Source organism: Massilia phyllosphaerae (assembly GCF_034659755.1).
Lineage (GTDB): Bacteria > Pseudomonadota > Gammaproteobacteria > Burkholderiales > Burkholderiaceae_D > Telluria > Telluria phyllosphaerae.
In genome coordinates, this window is sequence record NZ_JAXSQX010000001.1 from 513,692 (window position 1) to 527,794 (window position 14,103).

The window sequence follows — 14,103 nt, forward strand, 5'->3', positions numbered from 1 at the left end:
ATATTTTTAGAACCGAGACAGGGGCCTCGATGCGTTTGCGCGCACTTTCTATCCCGCTCCTCGGCATGGCAGCCGCAACGGAGACATGCTCGGCGGCGCCGCTCCAGGACGCTTTACACGCCTATGGCATCCAGGCCTGGCACATCGGCCGCCTGTGGAACTTCACGCTGGGATTGTGCGTGCTGGTGTTCAGCGCGGTCGTCGGCGCCTTCCTGTTCGCCTTGTGGCGCGCGCCGCGCAGCGATGCGCAGACGCCGCCCGACCTGAGTTCGCTGGAGCGCCCCGAGCGCCGCATCCACCGCACCGTGGCCTGGGCCGCCGGGCTTGCCACCCTCGGGCTGCTGGCGCTGCTCGCGGCCGACGTCTTCACCAGCCGCGCGCTGGGCCGCCTGCCGCTGCAGGACGCCGTCAACATCGAACTGATCGGCCACCAGTGGTGGTGGGAAGCGCGCTATCTCGATCCCGATGCGAATCGCCAGTTCACCACGGCCAACGAGCTGCACATCCCGGTCGGCCGCCCGGTCATCGTCACGCTGCGCAGCGACGACGTGATCCACACGCTGTGGGTGCCCAACCTGCACGGCAAGCGCGACATGATCCCGGGCCGTACCGCCACCATGCAGTTCCGCGCCGACCAGCCAGGCATCTACCGCGGCCAGTGCGCCGAATTCTGCGGCCTCGAACACGCGATGATGGCGCTGCTGGTCGAGGCCGAGCCGAACGCCCAGTACGAAGCCTGGGCCGCACGCCAGCGCCAGCCGGCGCCCGCACTCGACGCCGGACCCGCGGGCGACGCCGCGCGCCGCGGGCGTGCGCTGTTCCTGGCGCACTCCTGCGCGCGCTGCCACACCATCAACGGCACCGGCGCCACCGCAGCGATGGGTCCCGACCTGACCCACCTGGCCGGACGCAAGACCATCGCCGCCGGCATGCTGCCGAACGACGCCGGCCACCTGGCCAGCTGGATCCGCGATCCGCAAACCCTGAAACCCGGCGTCTACATGCCGGTCAACCGCATGCGCCCCGACGAACTGCAAGACCTGCTGGCCTACCTGGAGACTCTGAAATGACGGCGCCGCGCCTCGATGCCAAGGATGCCGCGATGCTCGAACAGACCTGGCGCGACCCGCCGGGCCTGATCGGCTGGTTCTCGGCCATCAACCACAAGACCATGAGCCTGCGCTTCATGATCACGACCTTCGTGTTCTTCGTGCTGGGCGGGCTGCTGGCGCTGGCGATCCGGCTGCAGCTGGCCGGCCCGGACGGCAGGATCATCGGCGCCGACCTGTACAGCCAGCTGTTCACCATGCACGGCAGCACCATGATGTTCCTGTTCGCGGTGCCGGTGATGCAGGCGGTGGCGACCTACCTGGTGCCGCTGATGATCGGTGCGCGCAGCGTGGCCTTCCCGCGCATGAACGCGTTCGCCTACTGGATCTTCACGCTGGGCGGGATCATGCTGTTCGTCGCCTTCTTCCTGAACGTCGGTCCGGACGCCGGCTGGTTCGCCTACGTGCCGCTCTCCAGCCTGCAGTACTCGCCGACCAAGCGCGTCGACATCTGGGCCCAGATGATCACCTTCACCGAGATGGCCGGCCTGATGGAAGCGATCGTCCTGATCACCACCATCCTCAAGATGCGCGCACCGGGCATGACGCTGAACCGCATGCCGCTGTTCGTCTGGGCGATCCTGGCGACTTCCTTCATGGTGCTGTTCTCGATGCCGGCGGTGATGCTGGGCAGTACCGCCCTGATTACCGACCGCCTGGTGAACACCCAGTTCTTCAACCCGCTCAAGGGCGGCGACGCGCTGCTGTGGCAGCACCTGTTCTGGTTCTTCGGCCACCCGGAGGTCTACATGATCTTCATCCCGCCGCTGGGCTTCATCTCGAGCATCGTCGCCACCTTTGCGCGCCGTCCGATCGTCGGCTATCCGGCGATGGTGCTGTCGGTGGTCGCCACCGCCTTCCTCGCCTTCGGCCTGTGGGTGCACCACATGTTCGCGACCAACCTGCCGGAACTGGGCAAGACCTTCTTCACCGCCGCCAGCCTGATGATCGCGATCCCGACCGCGCTCCAGATCTTCTGCTGGATCGCCACCCTGTGGACCGGGCGCCTGAACCTGCGCACGCCGCTGCTGTTCGTGCTGGCCTTCTTCGTGATCCTGCTGGCCGGCGGCCTGACCGGCCTGATGCTGGCCTCGGTCTCGCTCGACACTCAGCTGCACGACAGCCACTTCGTGGTCGCCCACCTGCATTACGTGCTGATGGGCGGCGCCGTGTTCCCGCTGTTCGGCGCCTTTTATTACTGGTTCCCGAAGTTCACCGGGCGCATGCTGAATGAACGCCTGGGACGCTGGAACTTCTGGCTGTTCTTCATCGGCTTCAACCTGACCTTCTTCCCGATGCACGTGCTCGGCCTGCAGGGCATGCCGCGCCGCGTCTACACCTATCCGGCAGCGATGGAGTGGGGCAGCCTGAACTTCGCCGCCACGGTCGGGTCCTTCATGATCGCCGTCAGCGTGCTGCTGTTCATCATCAACGTGCTGCGCAGCCGCCGCCACGGCGAAGAAGCCGGCAACGACCCCTGGGGCGCAGGCACGCTCGAATGGAGCATCCCGTCGCCGCCGCCGGCCGGCAACTTCGAGATGGTGCCGGTGGTGCATGCGCGCGACCCGCTGTGGGAGCCGAAGCGCCTGCCTTCGCACGTGACCGGCCTGGCCAACGACTACCGCGAGATCCTGGTGACCTCGGTGGCCGACGCCGAGCTCGATCACCGCCTGTGGCTGCCGTCATCCTCGCTGGCGCCCTTCGTCACCGCGCTGGCGACCACCGTCCTGTTCGTCGGCTCGATCTTCACGCCCTGGGCCGTGGTGTGGGCCGCGGTGCCGGTGGCGGCCGGCGCCACCTGGTGGTTCTGGCCGAAGAAGGGCATCGTCGAGCAGCGCACCGGTTCCGAAATCAGCCCCTACGACGTGGAGGTGGAATCGTGAGCACCGTGGAAAAGGAAACGGACAAGGACGTGCTGCTCGACGTCAGCAAGCTCCCCACCTTCGGCTTCGGCCATCGCAGCCCGATGTGGTGGGGCACGATGGGCCTGGTGGCGATCGAAAGCACCGTGTTCGCGCTGGCCATCATGGCCTACTTCTACCTGCGCAGCCACGCCGGCGCCTGGCCGATGAGCGGCCTGCCGCCCGACCTGCTGTGGGGCACCCTCAACACCGGCATCATCGTGGCCAGCATGGTGCCGAACCACTTCGCCAAGCGTGCCGCCGAGCGCCTCGACCTGAAGAAGGTGCGGCTGTGGATGAGCGTGTGCATGCTGGTGTCGGTCGCCTTCCTGGCGGTGCGCGTGTTCGAGTTCAAGACCCTGAACACGCACTGGGACAGCGACGCCTACGGCTCCATCGTCTGGATGCTGATGGCCCTGCACACGACCCACCTGATCACCGACGCCTACGATTCGCTGGTGCTGACGGTGCTGATGTTCACCGGCCCGCTGGAAGGCAAGCGCTTCGTCGACGTCAGCGAGAACGCCGGCTACTGGTATTTCGTGGTGCTCAGCTGGATACCGATCTATGCCGTCATCTACTGGGGCGCACGCATATGAAACTCCCCAACTGGCCCGCACTGCTGCTGGCGCCGTCGCTGGCGCTGGCCAGCCAGTCGGTCATCTATGCGCTGGTGACGCCCTCGTGCAAGGGCCAGAGCACGCTGGCGCTGCATGCGGTATCGGCCGTGACGCTGCTGGTCTGCCTCGCATTCACCTGGATGGCGCGGCATAACTGGAAGACGGCACCGGCGCCGCTGCCTGACGACGCCATCGCGCGCCGGCCCTTTTTCATCGCCATGGTGTCCTGCGTGGTCGGCGCGCTGTCCTGCCTGGTGATCGCGGCCATGTGGTTCCCGCAATGGGTGCTGTCGCCGTGCGCAAGCTGATTGGGCCGCTCCTGCTGCTAGGGCTGCCGGCCGCGCCGGCACTGGCGCACGACGTGAATGGCAACTACCTGAGCTGGGGCGCCGAACCCTGGGTCGCCGCCTGCCTGGCGCTGTCCTTGATCTGGTATGTCCAGGGCATGCTGCGCCTGTGGCCGCGCGCGCGCCAGTCGCGTCCCGCGCTGCTGCGCCAGTTCGCCTGCTTCGGCGCCGGCTGGGCGCTGCTGCTGCTGGCACTGGCCTCGCCGCTGGACAGCGCCGGCAGCTACGGCTTCTGGGCGCACATGGTGCAGCACGAAGTCCTGATGATCGCCAGCGCGCCGCTGATGGTGCTGGGGCGGCCGTTCGGGGTCTGGATCTGGGCGCTGCCGTCGCCATGGCGGGGCGGCGTCGGCAGGGCCACGCGCTGGCGCGCTCTAGCCTGGTGCTGGGACATGCTCACGCGGCCCATGCACGCCTGGCTGATCCACTTCACCGCGCTGTGGGTCTGGCACGTGCCGGCGCTGTTCCAGGCCGGCCTGGTCGACAACGACATCCACGCGCTGCAGCACGCCAGCTTCCTGTTCAGCGCCCTGCTGTTCTGGTGGGCGGTGCTGGGCCGGCACGGCATCCACCATGCGCGCGGGGCCTCGATCGTCTACCTGTTCACGACCATGATGCATACCGGCGCGCTGGGCGCGCTGTTCACGTTTTCGGAAGCGGTCTGGTATCCGCTGTACGGCGACCGGCCTGCGCTGTTCGGCCTTACGCCCCTGGAAGACCAGCAGCTGGGCGGCTTGATCATGTGGATCCCGGGCGGGCTGGCCTACGTGATCGCCGGGCTGGTGCTGGGGGCGCGCTGGCTGATGCCGGATGAGCGTAAGATGGCAGGCATCATCAATCGGAGGCCGCCATGAACCACGCATCGAACGTACCGCAGGTCGAACTCGCGCGCTACCTGGTCCCGATGGACGCCAGGCTGGCGCAGGGCTGCCTGGTCGCCGCCGGCATTCCCGCCGTGCTGGCCGACGCCAACCTGGTCCAGACCGACCTGCTGCTGGCACCGGCCCTGGGCGGCGTCGGCATCCTGGTCCCGGAAGACGTCCTGCAGCGCGCCGAAGCCGTGCTGGCCGCCTACGAGCGCGGCGAGTTCGCGCTGGACGAGGATGCGGACGTCGGCGAGCCGCAAGCCTGATGCACTGACCTAGGCCGCCAGCTTGCGCATCTCGGCGTACAGGTCGGCCTTGCCCTCGAAGCCGATGCCCGGCAGGTCCGGCATCATGATGAAGCCGTTCTCGACCTGTACACCATCCGGGAAGCCGCCGAAGGGCTGGAACAGGTCCGGGTAGGATTCGTTGCCGCCCAGGCCCAGGCCGGCCGCGATGTTCAGCGACATCTGGTGGCCGCCATGCGGGATGCAGCGCGTGCGCGACCAGCCGTGCTGGTGCAGCATGTCGAGCGTGCGCAGGTATTCGACCAGGCCGTACGACAGGGCGCAGTCGAACTGCAGCCAGTCGCGGTCCGGGCGCATGCCGCCGTAGCGCACGAGGTTGCGCGCATCCTGCATCGAGAACAGGTTCTCGCCGGTGGCCATCGGCTTGTCGTAGTAGTTGCGCAGGGTGGCCTGGAGTTCGAAGTCGAGCGGATCGCCGGCTTCCTCGTACCAGAACAGATCGTACTGCGACAACGCCTTGGCATAGGCGATCGCGGTGTCGAGGTCGAAGCGGCCGTTGGCGTCCACCGCCAGCTTCTGGCCGTCGCCCAGCACCGACAGGATGCTGTCGATGCGGCGCAGGTCCTCGTCCAGCGAAGCACCGCCGATCTTCTTCTTGACCACCGTGTAGCCGCGGTCGATGTAGCTGCGCATCTCGTCCTTCAGCTTGCCGTGGTCCTGGCCCGGGTAGTAATAGCCGCCGGCCGCATACACGAACACCTTGCGCTCGGGCGTGCCCTTGCCGTAGCGCTCGGCCAGGAGCTGGAACAGCGGCTTGCCTTCGATCTTGGCCACCGCATCCCACACCGCCATGTCGATGGTGCCGATGGCCACCGAGCGCTCGCCGTGGCCGCCCGGCTTTTCGTTGGTGAACATCGCGTCCCAGACCCGGTGCGGGTCGAGGTTGTCGCCCTTGTCGTTCAGCAGCGTGGCGGGATCGGCTTCCAGGATGCGCGGGATGAAGCGCTCGCGCATCAGCTTGCCCTGGCCGTAGCGGCCGTTCGAATTGAAGCCGTAGCCGATCACCGGCTTGCCGTCGCGGACGACGTCGGTGATCACCGCCACCAGGCTCAGCGTCATCTTGCTGAAGTCGATGTAGGCGTTGCGGATGGGGGAGCTGATGGGGAGGGTTTGTTCGCGGATATCGACGATTTTCATGATGGACTCGGTGGTGCAGTTGAGGAGCCATCAGCATACGTCGCAGATCGTTGCCTATAATTATCGAATGGTGAATTGATTAGTTACTGCAAATGAATAATGACGCGGCTTCCGAGATGGCATTCTTCGTGCTGGTGGCGCGCCACGGCAGCCTGGCCGCCGCCGCGCGCGCGCTCGACCTGACGCCGCCGGCGGCCACCAAGCGCCTGGCCCAGCTGGAAGCGCGCCTCGGCGTGCGCCTGGTCAACCGCACCACGCGCCGCATCAGCCTGACGGGCGAGGGCGAGACCTATCTGGCCCATGCGACCCGCATCCTGGCCGACATCCGCGCCATGGAAGACGAAGTCGCCGGCGCCGGCAGCACGCTGCGCGGTCTGTTGCGCGTCAACGCGACGCTCGGCTTCGGCCGCACGACGATCGCGCCGCTGCTGTCGGCGTTTGCCAGGCGCCATCCGGAAATCGACGTGCAGATGGACGTGACCGACCGCCCGGTCGACCTGGCGGAACAGGGCTTTGACCTGGCGATCCGCTTCGGCGCACCGCCCGACCAGCGCCTGAACGCGCGCCGCGTGATGTCCAACCGGCGCTTCCTGTGCGCCTCGCCGCTGTACCTGGAACAGCATGGCGCACCGGCGACGCTGGCCGACCTGGCGGCGCATCGCTGCATCCTGCACCGCCAGAACGACGACGCCTACGGCATCTGGCGTTTTATGCACGAGGGGAAGGACGAGGTGGTCAAGGTGCATGGCGCCATGTCCAGCAACGACGGCGACATCGTGCTGGGTTGGGCGCTGGACGGGCACGGCATCCTGATCCGCTCGGAGTGGGACCTGGCCAGGTATGTGGAAAGCGGACGCCTGAAGATCGTACTGCCGGACTATGCGCTGCCGTCGGCGGACTTGTTCGTCTATTACCTGGAGCGCAGGCACCAGGCGACGCGGACGCGGGCGTTCATCGATTTCCTGGTTGAGTATTTCGGCGAGGAGAAAATCACGTCGATATAATCACAGTGTGTTTATTTTGGGCAACTAATGACCATGCTGACGTTTTCGGAAATGTTGAGCGCGCTGCCGCAGATTGAAGACGAGTCTCGGGGGATTGCGAAATACCTTGGTAAGGCAGTGGTATTAAGTTGTGCCGTTGGGGCCGCTCTGGCAGGCGCAGGAATGTATTGGAACAAGGCGTCGCTGGTCTACATGGCTTGTTTGCCAATCGTCCTAAGTTTGATCGGTATGGCGGTCGATGCCGTGCTTGAATATCGCAGTATCGCAGAGACGATGCGAGAACCCGGAAGCTGGCTCAGCTCGGAGCTCGACCAGCGCTTTGCGCGAGAAAAGCAGCTTGCTGCCGAACTGGCCAAGTTCGACCTTGTGGAGTTGAAGCGGATGTACGCAAGACTCGAAGCGGAACTGGTCAGGGTCGAGCGTGCACTTGATGTTCTCAAGCCGATCGGCATGGCACTGCCCGCGATTGCCATCCTCGTTGCAGTGGACGTACTCCATTTGCCTGGCATGGTCCAGGACGTGGTCAAGCTTTTCGCAATAGCCGGCACGCTGGGCGCCATGATCGGTGCCGTGTCGCTTTACAAGGCGAATGTCAGGTTGCGGACCGTTTCTGCGACCCTTCATTATGCGATCAGTGTGGCGGAGGCAGTCGCCAAACCCAGCTTCCGTAAGGTATCGAGAAAACGTCGATAACCGTTGGCCTCAGGGCGCCGGGTCCGTATCCAGCACGTGCCTGGCCCATAGGTCGGGCAGCATCTCGAGCACCAGTTCGCGTCCCAGCATGTCGGCCTCGCGCAGCACGCGCGCCAGCACGTCGATGTCGAGGGCGTCGAGCGCGCGCTGCGCCGACGCGGCGTGGCTCAGGTGCCAGGGCTCGGGATACATGCCGCCGCGGTGGCTGCGGTAAGGCCGGAAGAAGCCGAAATCCTGGATGTGCGCGTCGAGCCAGGCGTGCAGGTGCGCGAACACGCCGCCGGGCGCGGCTTCCTCCGGCAGCAATGTGAGGCGGTAGCCCGGCGGCATGGCGGCGCGGTCGTAGACGTCGATGTCACTGCCCCAGTGGCGCCGGGTGGCGCCCGGCAGCCCGGACCAGCCGAGGATGGCGTGCACCAGCGCTTGCGGCGCCAGCGCCGCATGGTCGAGCGGGTGGCCGTCGCTGTCGTACAGGGTCGCATCGCCGGCAAACTTGCGGTTCCAGATCCGCAGCTGGGCCTCGAACGGGCGCCAGGAAGCGCACGGGAGCAGGTCGATGCCGTCGCGCAGGGCGGCGGCGCGCAGCGCCAGGAAGGCGTCCAGCGCCGCCGGCTGGGCGGCCAGGCGCGGCTGCCAGGATTGCAGCACGTGGGTGCGTGCGCGTCCCGTGATTTCCCGGTCGTCGAGGGCGGCGGTCATGGCGTCGTGCTGCGCTGTTATGCTAGTTTGCTTATTGTATGTAAATTAACGCAATCACCGGGAACCCATCCATATGCCAAGGTCAGCCAGCCTGTTCACCGCCTTCGCGCGCGAGCGCCTGCTCGATGCGCCGACGCCGATCCAGCACCTGGCGCGCTTGAGCAACAGCCTCGGCGTCGACATCCACGTCAAGCGCGACGACCTGACCGGGCTCGGCGGTGGCGGCAACAAGCTGCGCAAACTCGAATTCCTGCTGGGCGAGGCGCTGGCGCAGGGTGCGGATACCGTGCTCACCGTCGGCGCGCTGCAGTCGAACCATGCGCGCCTGACCGCAGCGGTGGCGGCGCGCGCCGGGTTGCAGTGCGAACTGGTGTTGACGCGCTCGACCGCCCGCGACGACGAGGACTACCGCCACAACGGCAACGTGCTGCTCGACCGGCTGTTCGGCGCGCGCGTGCATGCGCTGCCGGCCGGTGCCGATGGCGCCGCTTTCGCGGCCGCGCGCCGGGCGGAACTCGAACGGCGCGGGCGCCGCGTCTACCTGGCGCCGCTGGGCGGGTCGTCGCCGGCCGGCTGCCTGGGGTATGCGGCCGCGGCCCTGGAGATCGCCAGGCAGGAGCGGGCAGCGGGCTTGTCCTTCGAGCGCATCGTCCTGCCCAACGGCAGCGGCGGGACCCAGGCCGGACTGGTGGCCGGCCATGCCGCGCTCGGCCTCGATCCGGGCCGGGTGCGCGCCTACACCGTGCTGGCGCCGGTCGAGACGGCACGCGAGACGACGCACCGGCTGGCGGCCGCGACGCTGGCACTGTTGCGGCCCGCGCTGGCGCTGGCCGAGGACGCGGTGCACATCGACGGCAGCCAGCTCGGCTCCGGCTACGGCGTGCCGACCGAGGCCATGCACGCGGCGCTGTCCGACATGGCCACGCAGGAAGCCCTGCTGGTCGATCCGGTCTACGGCGGCAAGGCATTGGCGGGCTTGCTGGCGGATGCGCGCGAGGGCAGGCTGGCACCCGGCGCGCGCGTGCTGTTCCTGATGACGGGGGGCTTGCCGGGCTTGTTCGCCTACCGCGGTGCATTTGAAGGAAGATGAAAAGAAAAAAGCCGCAGGTTCGTGAGAACGTGCGGCTTTTTTAATACTATTAATATTACTGCTACTGCCGAATTCTGGTGGTGATAGGTGGACTTGAACCACCGACCCCAGCATTATGAGTGCTGTGCTCTAACCAACTGAGCTATATCACCAACTGGTACTACTCAACTTCTAAAACAAAATGGCCCAGCCTTTTGAAAGCCAAGCCATTTCGCTTGAATCTTGGTGGTGATAGGTGGACTTGAACCACCGACCCTAGCATTATGAATGCTATGCTCTAACCAACTGAGCTATATCACCGGAACGAAAGATATTATGCCGTCCGGGCTTGGCGGTGTCAAGGCTCGCTGTTGCAGTCTAACCGTTGCTGCCGGCGTTTTCCAGATGGGACAGCATGATCGGCGCCGGGTCCGGGCCCAGGCAATCGATCACGATGCGCGCCGGCATCGAGCGCAGCCAGGTCAGCTGGCGCTTGGCGAGCTGGCGCGTGGCGATGATGCCGGTCTCGCGCAGCGCCGGGCGGTCGATCAGGCCGTCGAGGTACTCCCAGGACTGGCGGTAGCCGACGCAGCGCATCGAGGGCAGGTTCGGGTTCAGGTCGCCGCGGGCGCGCAGGCGCGCCACCTCGGCCACGATGCCGCCATCGTCGCTGCTGCCCAGCATCTGGTCGAAACGCTGCGCGATGCGCCGGTGCAGCACGGCGCGGTCGGACGGCTCCAGCGCGAACGACAGCAGCTCGAAGGGCAGCTCGGGCTTGTCGCGCTTCGCCAGTAACGCCGACATCGGCTTGCCTGACAGTTCGATGATTTCCAGGGCGCGGTTGATGCGCTGGGCGTCGTTCGGCGCCAGGCGCGCCGCCGTGACCGGATCCAGCGCCTGCAATCTGGCGTGCATGCCGGGCCAGCCGATGCGCGCGGCGTCGGCGTCGATGCGTGCGCGCACCGCGGCATCCGCGGTCGGCAGGTCGTCCAGGCCGTCGGCCAGTCCCTTGAAGTACATCATCGTGCCGCCGACCAGCAGCGGCAGCTTGCCGCGCGCCGCGATCTCGGCCACCAGCCGGATCGCATCGTCGCGGAATTGCATGACCGAATAGGCGTCGAGCGGGTCGATGATATCGATCAGGTGATGCGGGACACTGGCCAGTTCCTCGGCAGAGGGCTTGGCGGTGCCGATGTCCATCTCGCGGTAGACCAGGGCCGAGTCGACCGAGATGATCTCGACCGGGTGTTCTTTTGCGATGGCGAGGGCGGCGGCGGTCTTGCCGGACGCGGTCGGACCCATGATGGCGACCGCCATCGGTTTGGCTTGTTGATTCATATTTTCTTAAGGTTGTTCCAGAATGGGCATGGCTAGGCGCAGCGACGAAGGCAGTGCGCTTGCACGGCGAGGCGCTGCAACAACGCCATGGCCATTCTGGAACGACCTTACTGGCCGCGCAGGAAGAGCTTGTCGAGCGCGGAGATCTCGAGTTGGACCCAGGTCGGGCGGCCATGGTTGCACTGGTCGGCGCGTTCGGTGGCTTCCATCTGGCGCAGCAGGGCGTTCATCTCGGGCACCGCCAGGATGCGGTTGGCGCGCACCGCCGTGTGGCAGGCGAGCGTGCCGAGCAATTCGTTGCGGCGCTCGATCAGCACGCGCGAGCCGCCATACTCTCTGACGTCGCGCAGGACGTCGCGCGCCAGGGTCTGGGCGTCGGCGTTCTTCAGCAGCGTCGGCACGGCGCGCACGGCGAGGGTGGTCGGCGACAGCGCGGCGATGTCGAAGCCGAGCGCCTTGAGGGTGTCCTGGTTTTCCTGCACGGTGCCGACTTCGATCGCATCGGCGAAGAAGGTCACCGGGATCAAGAGCTGCTGCACCTGCATCTGCTCGCCGCCGGCCTGGGCGTCGAGCGCGTTCTTGATCTGCTCGTACAGGATGCGTTCGTGGGCCGCATGCATGTCGACCAGCACCAGGCCCTTGCGGTTCTGGGCCAGGATGTAGATGCCGTGCAGCTGGGCCAGCGCGAAGCCGAGCGGGAAGTCGTCATCGGAGGCCGGCTGCGTGGTCTCCGGCAGGCCGGCTTCGCGCACCGCGTTGCCGCCGGCCGATGCGTCCGCTGCGTCCGCTGCGCGGTCCGATTTGAACAGGGCGCCGTAGCTGTCGGTGCGCTGCGGTACGCCGGCGCTGGTCGGCGTACCGGCACCCGGCGCATCCCAGCGGCTGCCGGGCGGGAAGGGTGAGGGAGAGAAGGTCGAGGTCAGCTGGCTGCCGAACGACGTCTGCTCGTACGGACGGCGCCAGGCCGGGGTGCCGCCGCCGCCGCCGCCGCCGCCGCTGGAACCACCGCCGCCACCACCGCCACCCGGGCTGCCGCCGACGCCGAAGTTGCCGCCCGGGCCGCGCCCCAGGATGCTGTCGAGCGAGGTGCGCGACGCCGTGATCTCGGCCGCGCTGACCGGGGCCGGCGCATTGCCATGGGCGGTTGCCGAAGTCTGGGCCAGCGTGCGCTGCACCGCGTGGAACACGAACTGGTGCACGGCGCGGCTGTCGCGGAAGCGTACTTCGATCTTGGACGGGTGCACGTTGACGTCGACCATCGCCGGGTCGAGTTCGAGCGCCAGCACATAGGTCGGGAAGCGGTCGCCGTGCAGCACGTCCTCGTAGGCAGCTTTCACCGCGTGCACCAGCAGCTTGTCGCGCACGAAGCGGCCGTTCACGTAGAAGAACTGGCCGTCGGCGCGCGCCTTGGAGGCGGTCGGCAAGCCGACGTAGCCCTGCAGGCGCAGCGGGCCGGCGGCTTCCTCGACCGCCAGGCGCGCCTCGGCGAAATCGTTGCCGAGGATCTGGGCGCTGCGCTTGGCGGCTTCGCTGACGTTCCAGTGGTCGATGGTGCGGCCGTTATGGGTCAGGCTGAACGAGACGTCGGGCCGCGCCAGCGCGATGCGGCGCACGACTTCGGCGCAGTGGCCGTATTCGGTCTGCTCGGATTTCAAAAACTTGCGGCGTGCCGGCGTATTGAAGTACAGGTCCTGGACGTCGATCGTGCTGCCGAAGGCGCCGGACGAGGGCGCTACCACCCCCAGGTGCGAGCCGACGATTTCCCACGCATGCGGGGCGTTGGCCGTGCGCGAGGTGATCGATACCGCGGCCACCGAGGCGATCGAGGCCAGCGCCTCGCCGCGGAAGCCCAGCGTGTTCACGTTTTCCAGTTCGGCCAGCGAGGCGATCTTGGAGGTCGCATGGCGCGCCAACGCCAGCGGCAGCTCTTCCGGCGGGATGCCCTTGCCGTTGTCGGTGATGGCGATGCGCTTGACGCCGCCTTCCTCGAGACGGATCGTGACCTGGGTCGCGCCGGCGTCGAGCGCGTTCTCGAGCAGCTCCTTCACCACGGCCGATGGCCGCTCGACGACCTCGCCGGCGGCGATTTGCGAGATCAGCTGATCGGGCAGCTGCTGGATCGGGCGATGGGTAGGGACCGGAGCGTTCATCCGACACATTATAGCTCGGCGTGCGCCAGCGCAAACCGGGGCCCATCGCGGGGTGTCGCGATTCTGTTGCTTAAGTTGTGCTTTCGGCCATTTCGCGGGGCTGACTGGTGGTATGATGCTGCGCTACCGTTTAGGACTACTATGGATTTCATGCAATTTTTCGACATGATTCTTCATGTCGATAAAACCCTGGGCATGTTGCTCAGCCAATACGGCGTCTATGTCTACGCAGTGCTGTTCGCCATCGTGTTTTGCGAGACCGGCCTGGTTGTCCTGTTCTTCTTCCCCGGCGACACCCTGCTGTTCATCGCGGGCGCCTTTTGCGCCACCGGCGAGATGAGTTATCCGCTGCTGATGGGGCTCCTGATCCTGGCCGCGGTCGCCGGAAATACCCTGAACTATCACATCGGCGAAGCCATCGGCCAGCGCATGTTCACCCATGACTACCGCTGGATCAACAAGGATGCGCTGAAACGCACCCACGACTTCTTCGAAAAGCATGGCGGCAAGACCATCATCCTGGCGCGTTTCGTGCCGGTGGTGCGTACCTTTGCCCCGTTCGTGGCCGGCGTGTCCGACATGACCCATACCCGGTTCCAGATGTTCAACATCACCGGCGCCGTGCTGTGGGTGGCTGGTCTGGTGACCGCCGGCTATTTCTTCGGCAATATCCCGGTGATCCGCGACCACCTGACCGCGATTGTGCTGATCGGCGTCGGCGCCGCGATCGTGCCGCTGGCGCTGGGTGGCATCTACAAGTTCGGGCGCCGCATGTTGAGCCGATAACACCCGATAACACCTCGACATTATCAGGTCAGCCAGCGCGCCGCATCGACGGCGCGCTGTGCGTTTACGGGGCGCGCGG

Annotated in this window: 14 protein-coding genes and 2 tRNA genes; 10 read left to right on the forward strand and 6 right to left on the reverse strand. The window is 66.5% G+C overall.

Annotated elements, in window-relative coordinates:
- Positions 1 to 65 precede the first annotated feature (65 nt).
- The 6 genes from coxB to U1H99_RS02315 are packed head-to-tail and all read left to right on the forward strand — an operon-like array spanning position 66 to position 5,109.
- Positions 66 to 1,070 (forward strand): cytochrome c oxidase subunit II, encoded by a 1,005-nt coding sequence (coxB, locus tag U1H99_RS02290; RefSeq protein WP_323140155.1) that lies wholly within the window; start codon positions 66 to 68, stop codon positions 1,068 to 1,070.
- Positions 1,067 to 2,992 (forward strand): cytochrome c oxidase subunit I, encoded by a 1,926-nt coding sequence (ctaD, locus tag U1H99_RS02295; RefSeq protein WP_323140156.1) that lies wholly within the window; start codon positions 1,067 to 1,069, stop codon positions 2,990 to 2,992. Before coxB ends, ctaD begins: the two co-directional genes overlap by 4 nt.
- On the forward strand, positions 2,989 to 3,609 hold the full coding sequence (locus U1H99_RS02300; RefSeq protein WP_323140157.1) for a cytochrome c oxidase subunit 3: 621 nt from the start codon (positions 2,989 to 2,991) through the stop codon (positions 3,607 to 3,609). The genes ctaD and U1H99_RS02300 overlap by 4 nt, the downstream gene beginning before the upstream one ends.
- Positions 3,606 to 3,938, forward strand: coding sequence for a hypothetical protein (locus U1H99_RS02305; protein WP_323140158.1), 333 nt, complete (start codon positions 3,606 to 3,608; stop codon positions 3,936 to 3,938). Before U1H99_RS02300 ends, U1H99_RS02305 begins: the two co-directional genes overlap by 4 nt.
- The gene (locus tag U1H99_RS02310) at positions 3,911 to 4,831 is read left to right on the forward strand and encodes a cytochrome c oxidase assembly protein (RefSeq protein ID WP_323140159.1); all 921 of its coding nucleotides are present in this window, start codon (positions 3,911 to 3,913) and stop codon (positions 4,829 to 4,831) included. The genes U1H99_RS02305 and U1H99_RS02310 overlap by 28 nt, the downstream gene beginning before the upstream one ends.
- Positions 4,828 to 5,109 (forward strand): putative signal transducing protein, encoded by a 282-nt coding sequence (locus U1H99_RS02315; RefSeq protein ID WP_323140160.1) that lies wholly within the window; start codon positions 4,828 to 4,830, stop codon positions 5,107 to 5,109. The genes U1H99_RS02310 and U1H99_RS02315 overlap by 4 nt, the downstream gene beginning before the upstream one ends.
- 9 nt (positions 5,110 to 5,118) lie before the next feature.
- Here the strand turns inward: U1H99_RS02315 and U1H99_RS02320 are convergent, their stop codons facing one another.
- Positions 5,119 to 6,285, reverse strand: a complete 1,167-nt coding sequence (locus U1H99_RS02320; RefSeq protein WP_323140161.1) for a mandelate racemase/muconate lactonizing enzyme family protein — start codon at positions 6,283 to 6,285, stop codon at positions 5,119 to 5,121.
- A 92-nt stretch (positions 6,286 to 6,377) separates the two neighbouring features.
- Here U1H99_RS02320 and U1H99_RS02325 point away from each other — a divergent pair, with 92 nt between their 5' ends.
- Both U1H99_RS02325 and U1H99_RS02330 read left to right on the forward strand, forming a co-directional pair.
- The gene (locus tag U1H99_RS02325; protein WP_323140162.1) at positions 6,378 to 7,289 is read left to right on the forward strand and encodes a LysR family transcriptional regulator; all 912 of its coding nucleotides are present in this window, start codon (positions 6,378 to 6,380) and stop codon (positions 7,287 to 7,289) included.
- 27 nt (positions 7,290 to 7,316) lie between these two features.
- Positions 7,317 to 7,982: a hypothetical protein gene (locus U1H99_RS02330; protein ID WP_323140163.1), complete on the forward strand. Its 666-nt coding sequence runs from the start codon at positions 7,317 to 7,319 to the stop codon at positions 7,980 to 7,982.
- Between the two features lie 9 nt (positions 7,983 to 7,991).
- Here the strand turns inward: U1H99_RS02330 and U1H99_RS02335 are convergent, their stop codons facing one another.
- Positions 7,992 to 8,681 carry a M15 family metallopeptidase gene (locus U1H99_RS02335; protein ID WP_323140164.1) on the reverse strand — a complete coding sequence of 230 codons (690 nt, stop codon included), beginning with the start codon at positions 8,679 to 8,681 and terminating at the stop codon, positions 7,992 to 7,994.
- 73 nt (positions 8,682 to 8,754) lie between these two features.
- Here U1H99_RS02335 and U1H99_RS02340 point away from each other — a divergent pair, with 73 nt between their 5' ends.
- Positions 8,755 to 9,771, forward strand: a complete 1,017-nt coding sequence (locus U1H99_RS02340; protein WP_323140165.1) for a D-cysteine desulfhydrase family protein — start codon at positions 8,755 to 8,757, stop codon at positions 9,769 to 9,771.
- Between the two features lie 75 nt (positions 9,772 to 9,846).
- Here the strand turns inward: U1H99_RS02340 and U1H99_RS02345 are convergent.
- The 4 genes from U1H99_RS02345 to mutL form a co-directional block, all read right to left on the reverse strand.
- Positions 9,847 to 9,923 (reverse strand) — tRNA-Met (locus tag U1H99_RS02345).
- A gap of 71 nt (positions 9,924 to 9,994) precedes the next feature.
- Positions 9,995 to 10,071: transfer RNA gene (locus tag U1H99_RS02350), tRNA-Met, on the reverse strand.
- 57 nt (positions 10,072 to 10,128) lie between these two features.
- Positions 10,129 to 11,088, reverse strand: a complete 960-nt coding sequence (gene miaA, locus U1H99_RS02355) for a tRNA (adenosine(37)-N6)-dimethylallyltransferase MiaA (RefSeq protein ID WP_323140166.1) — start codon at positions 11,086 to 11,088, stop codon at positions 10,129 to 10,131.
- Positions 11,089 to 11,195: 107 nt separating this feature from the next.
- A complete protein-coding gene (gene mutL / locus U1H99_RS02360) occupies positions 11,196 to 13,238 on the reverse strand; it encodes a DNA mismatch repair endonuclease MutL (RefSeq protein ID WP_323140167.1) in 2,043 nt (680 codons plus the stop codon).
- Between the two features lie 141 nt (positions 13,239 to 13,379).
- On the opposite strand from mutL, the gene U1H99_RS02365 reads away from it, so the two are divergent.
- On the forward strand, positions 13,380 to 14,024 hold the full coding sequence (locus U1H99_RS02365; RefSeq protein ID WP_323140168.1) for a VTT domain-containing protein: 645 nt from the start codon (positions 13,380 to 13,382) through the stop codon (positions 14,022 to 14,024).
- Positions 14,025 to 14,103: the final 79 nt, after the last annotated feature.

What these genes read in the sequence shown, in the direction of transcription:
- mutL (WP_323140167.1), bottom strand. Translation starts at nt 13,238, where the DNA reads ATGAACGCTCCGGTCCCTACCCATCGCCCGATCCAGCAGCTGCCCGAT.
- U1H99_RS02315 (WP_323140160.1), top strand. Translation starts at nt 4,828, where the DNA reads ATGAACCACGCATCGAACGTACCGCAGGTCGAACTCGCGCGCTACCTG.
- U1H99_RS02365 (WP_323140168.1), top strand. Translation starts at nt 13,380, where the DNA reads ATGGATTTCATGCAATTTTTCGACATGATTCTTCATGTCGATAAAACC.
- U1H99_RS02325 (WP_323140162.1), top strand. Translation starts at nt 6,378, where the DNA reads ATGAATAATGACGCGGCTTCCGAGATGGCATTCTTCGTGCTGGTGGCG.
- ctaD (WP_323140156.1), top strand. Translation starts at nt 1,067, where the DNA reads ATGACGGCGCCGCGCCTCGATGCCAAGGATGCCGCGATGCTCGAACAG.
- U1H99_RS02340 (WP_323140165.1), top strand. Translation starts at nt 8,755, where the DNA reads ATGCCAAGGTCAGCCAGCCTGTTCACCGCCTTCGCGCGCGAGCGCCTG.
- U1H99_RS02305 (WP_323140158.1), top strand. Translation starts at nt 3,606, where the DNA reads ATGAAACTCCCCAACTGGCCCGCACTGCTGCTGGCGCCGTCGCTGGCG.
- U1H99_RS02335 (WP_323140164.1), bottom strand. Translation starts at nt 8,681, where the DNA reads ATGACCGCCGCCCTCGACGACCGGGAAATCACGGGACGCGCACGCACC.
- miaA (WP_323140166.1), bottom strand. Translation starts at nt 11,088, where the DNA reads ATGAATCAACAAGCCAAACCGATGGCGGTCGCCATCATGGGTCCGACC.
- U1H99_RS02320 (WP_323140161.1), bottom strand. Translation starts at nt 6,285, where the DNA reads ATGAAAATCGTCGATATCCGCGAACAAACCCTCCCCATCAGCTCCCCC.
- coxB (WP_323140155.1), top strand. Translation starts at nt 66, where the DNA reads ATGGCAGCCGCAACGGAGACATGCTCGGCGGCGCCGCTCCAGGACGCT.
- U1H99_RS02310 (WP_323140159.1), top strand. Translation starts at nt 3,911, where the DNA reads ATGGGTGCTGTCGCCGTGCGCAAGCTGATTGGGCCGCTCCTGCTGCTA.
- U1H99_RS02330 (WP_323140163.1), top strand. Translation starts at nt 7,317, where the DNA reads ATGACCATGCTGACGTTTTCGGAAATGTTGAGCGCGCTGCCGCAGATT.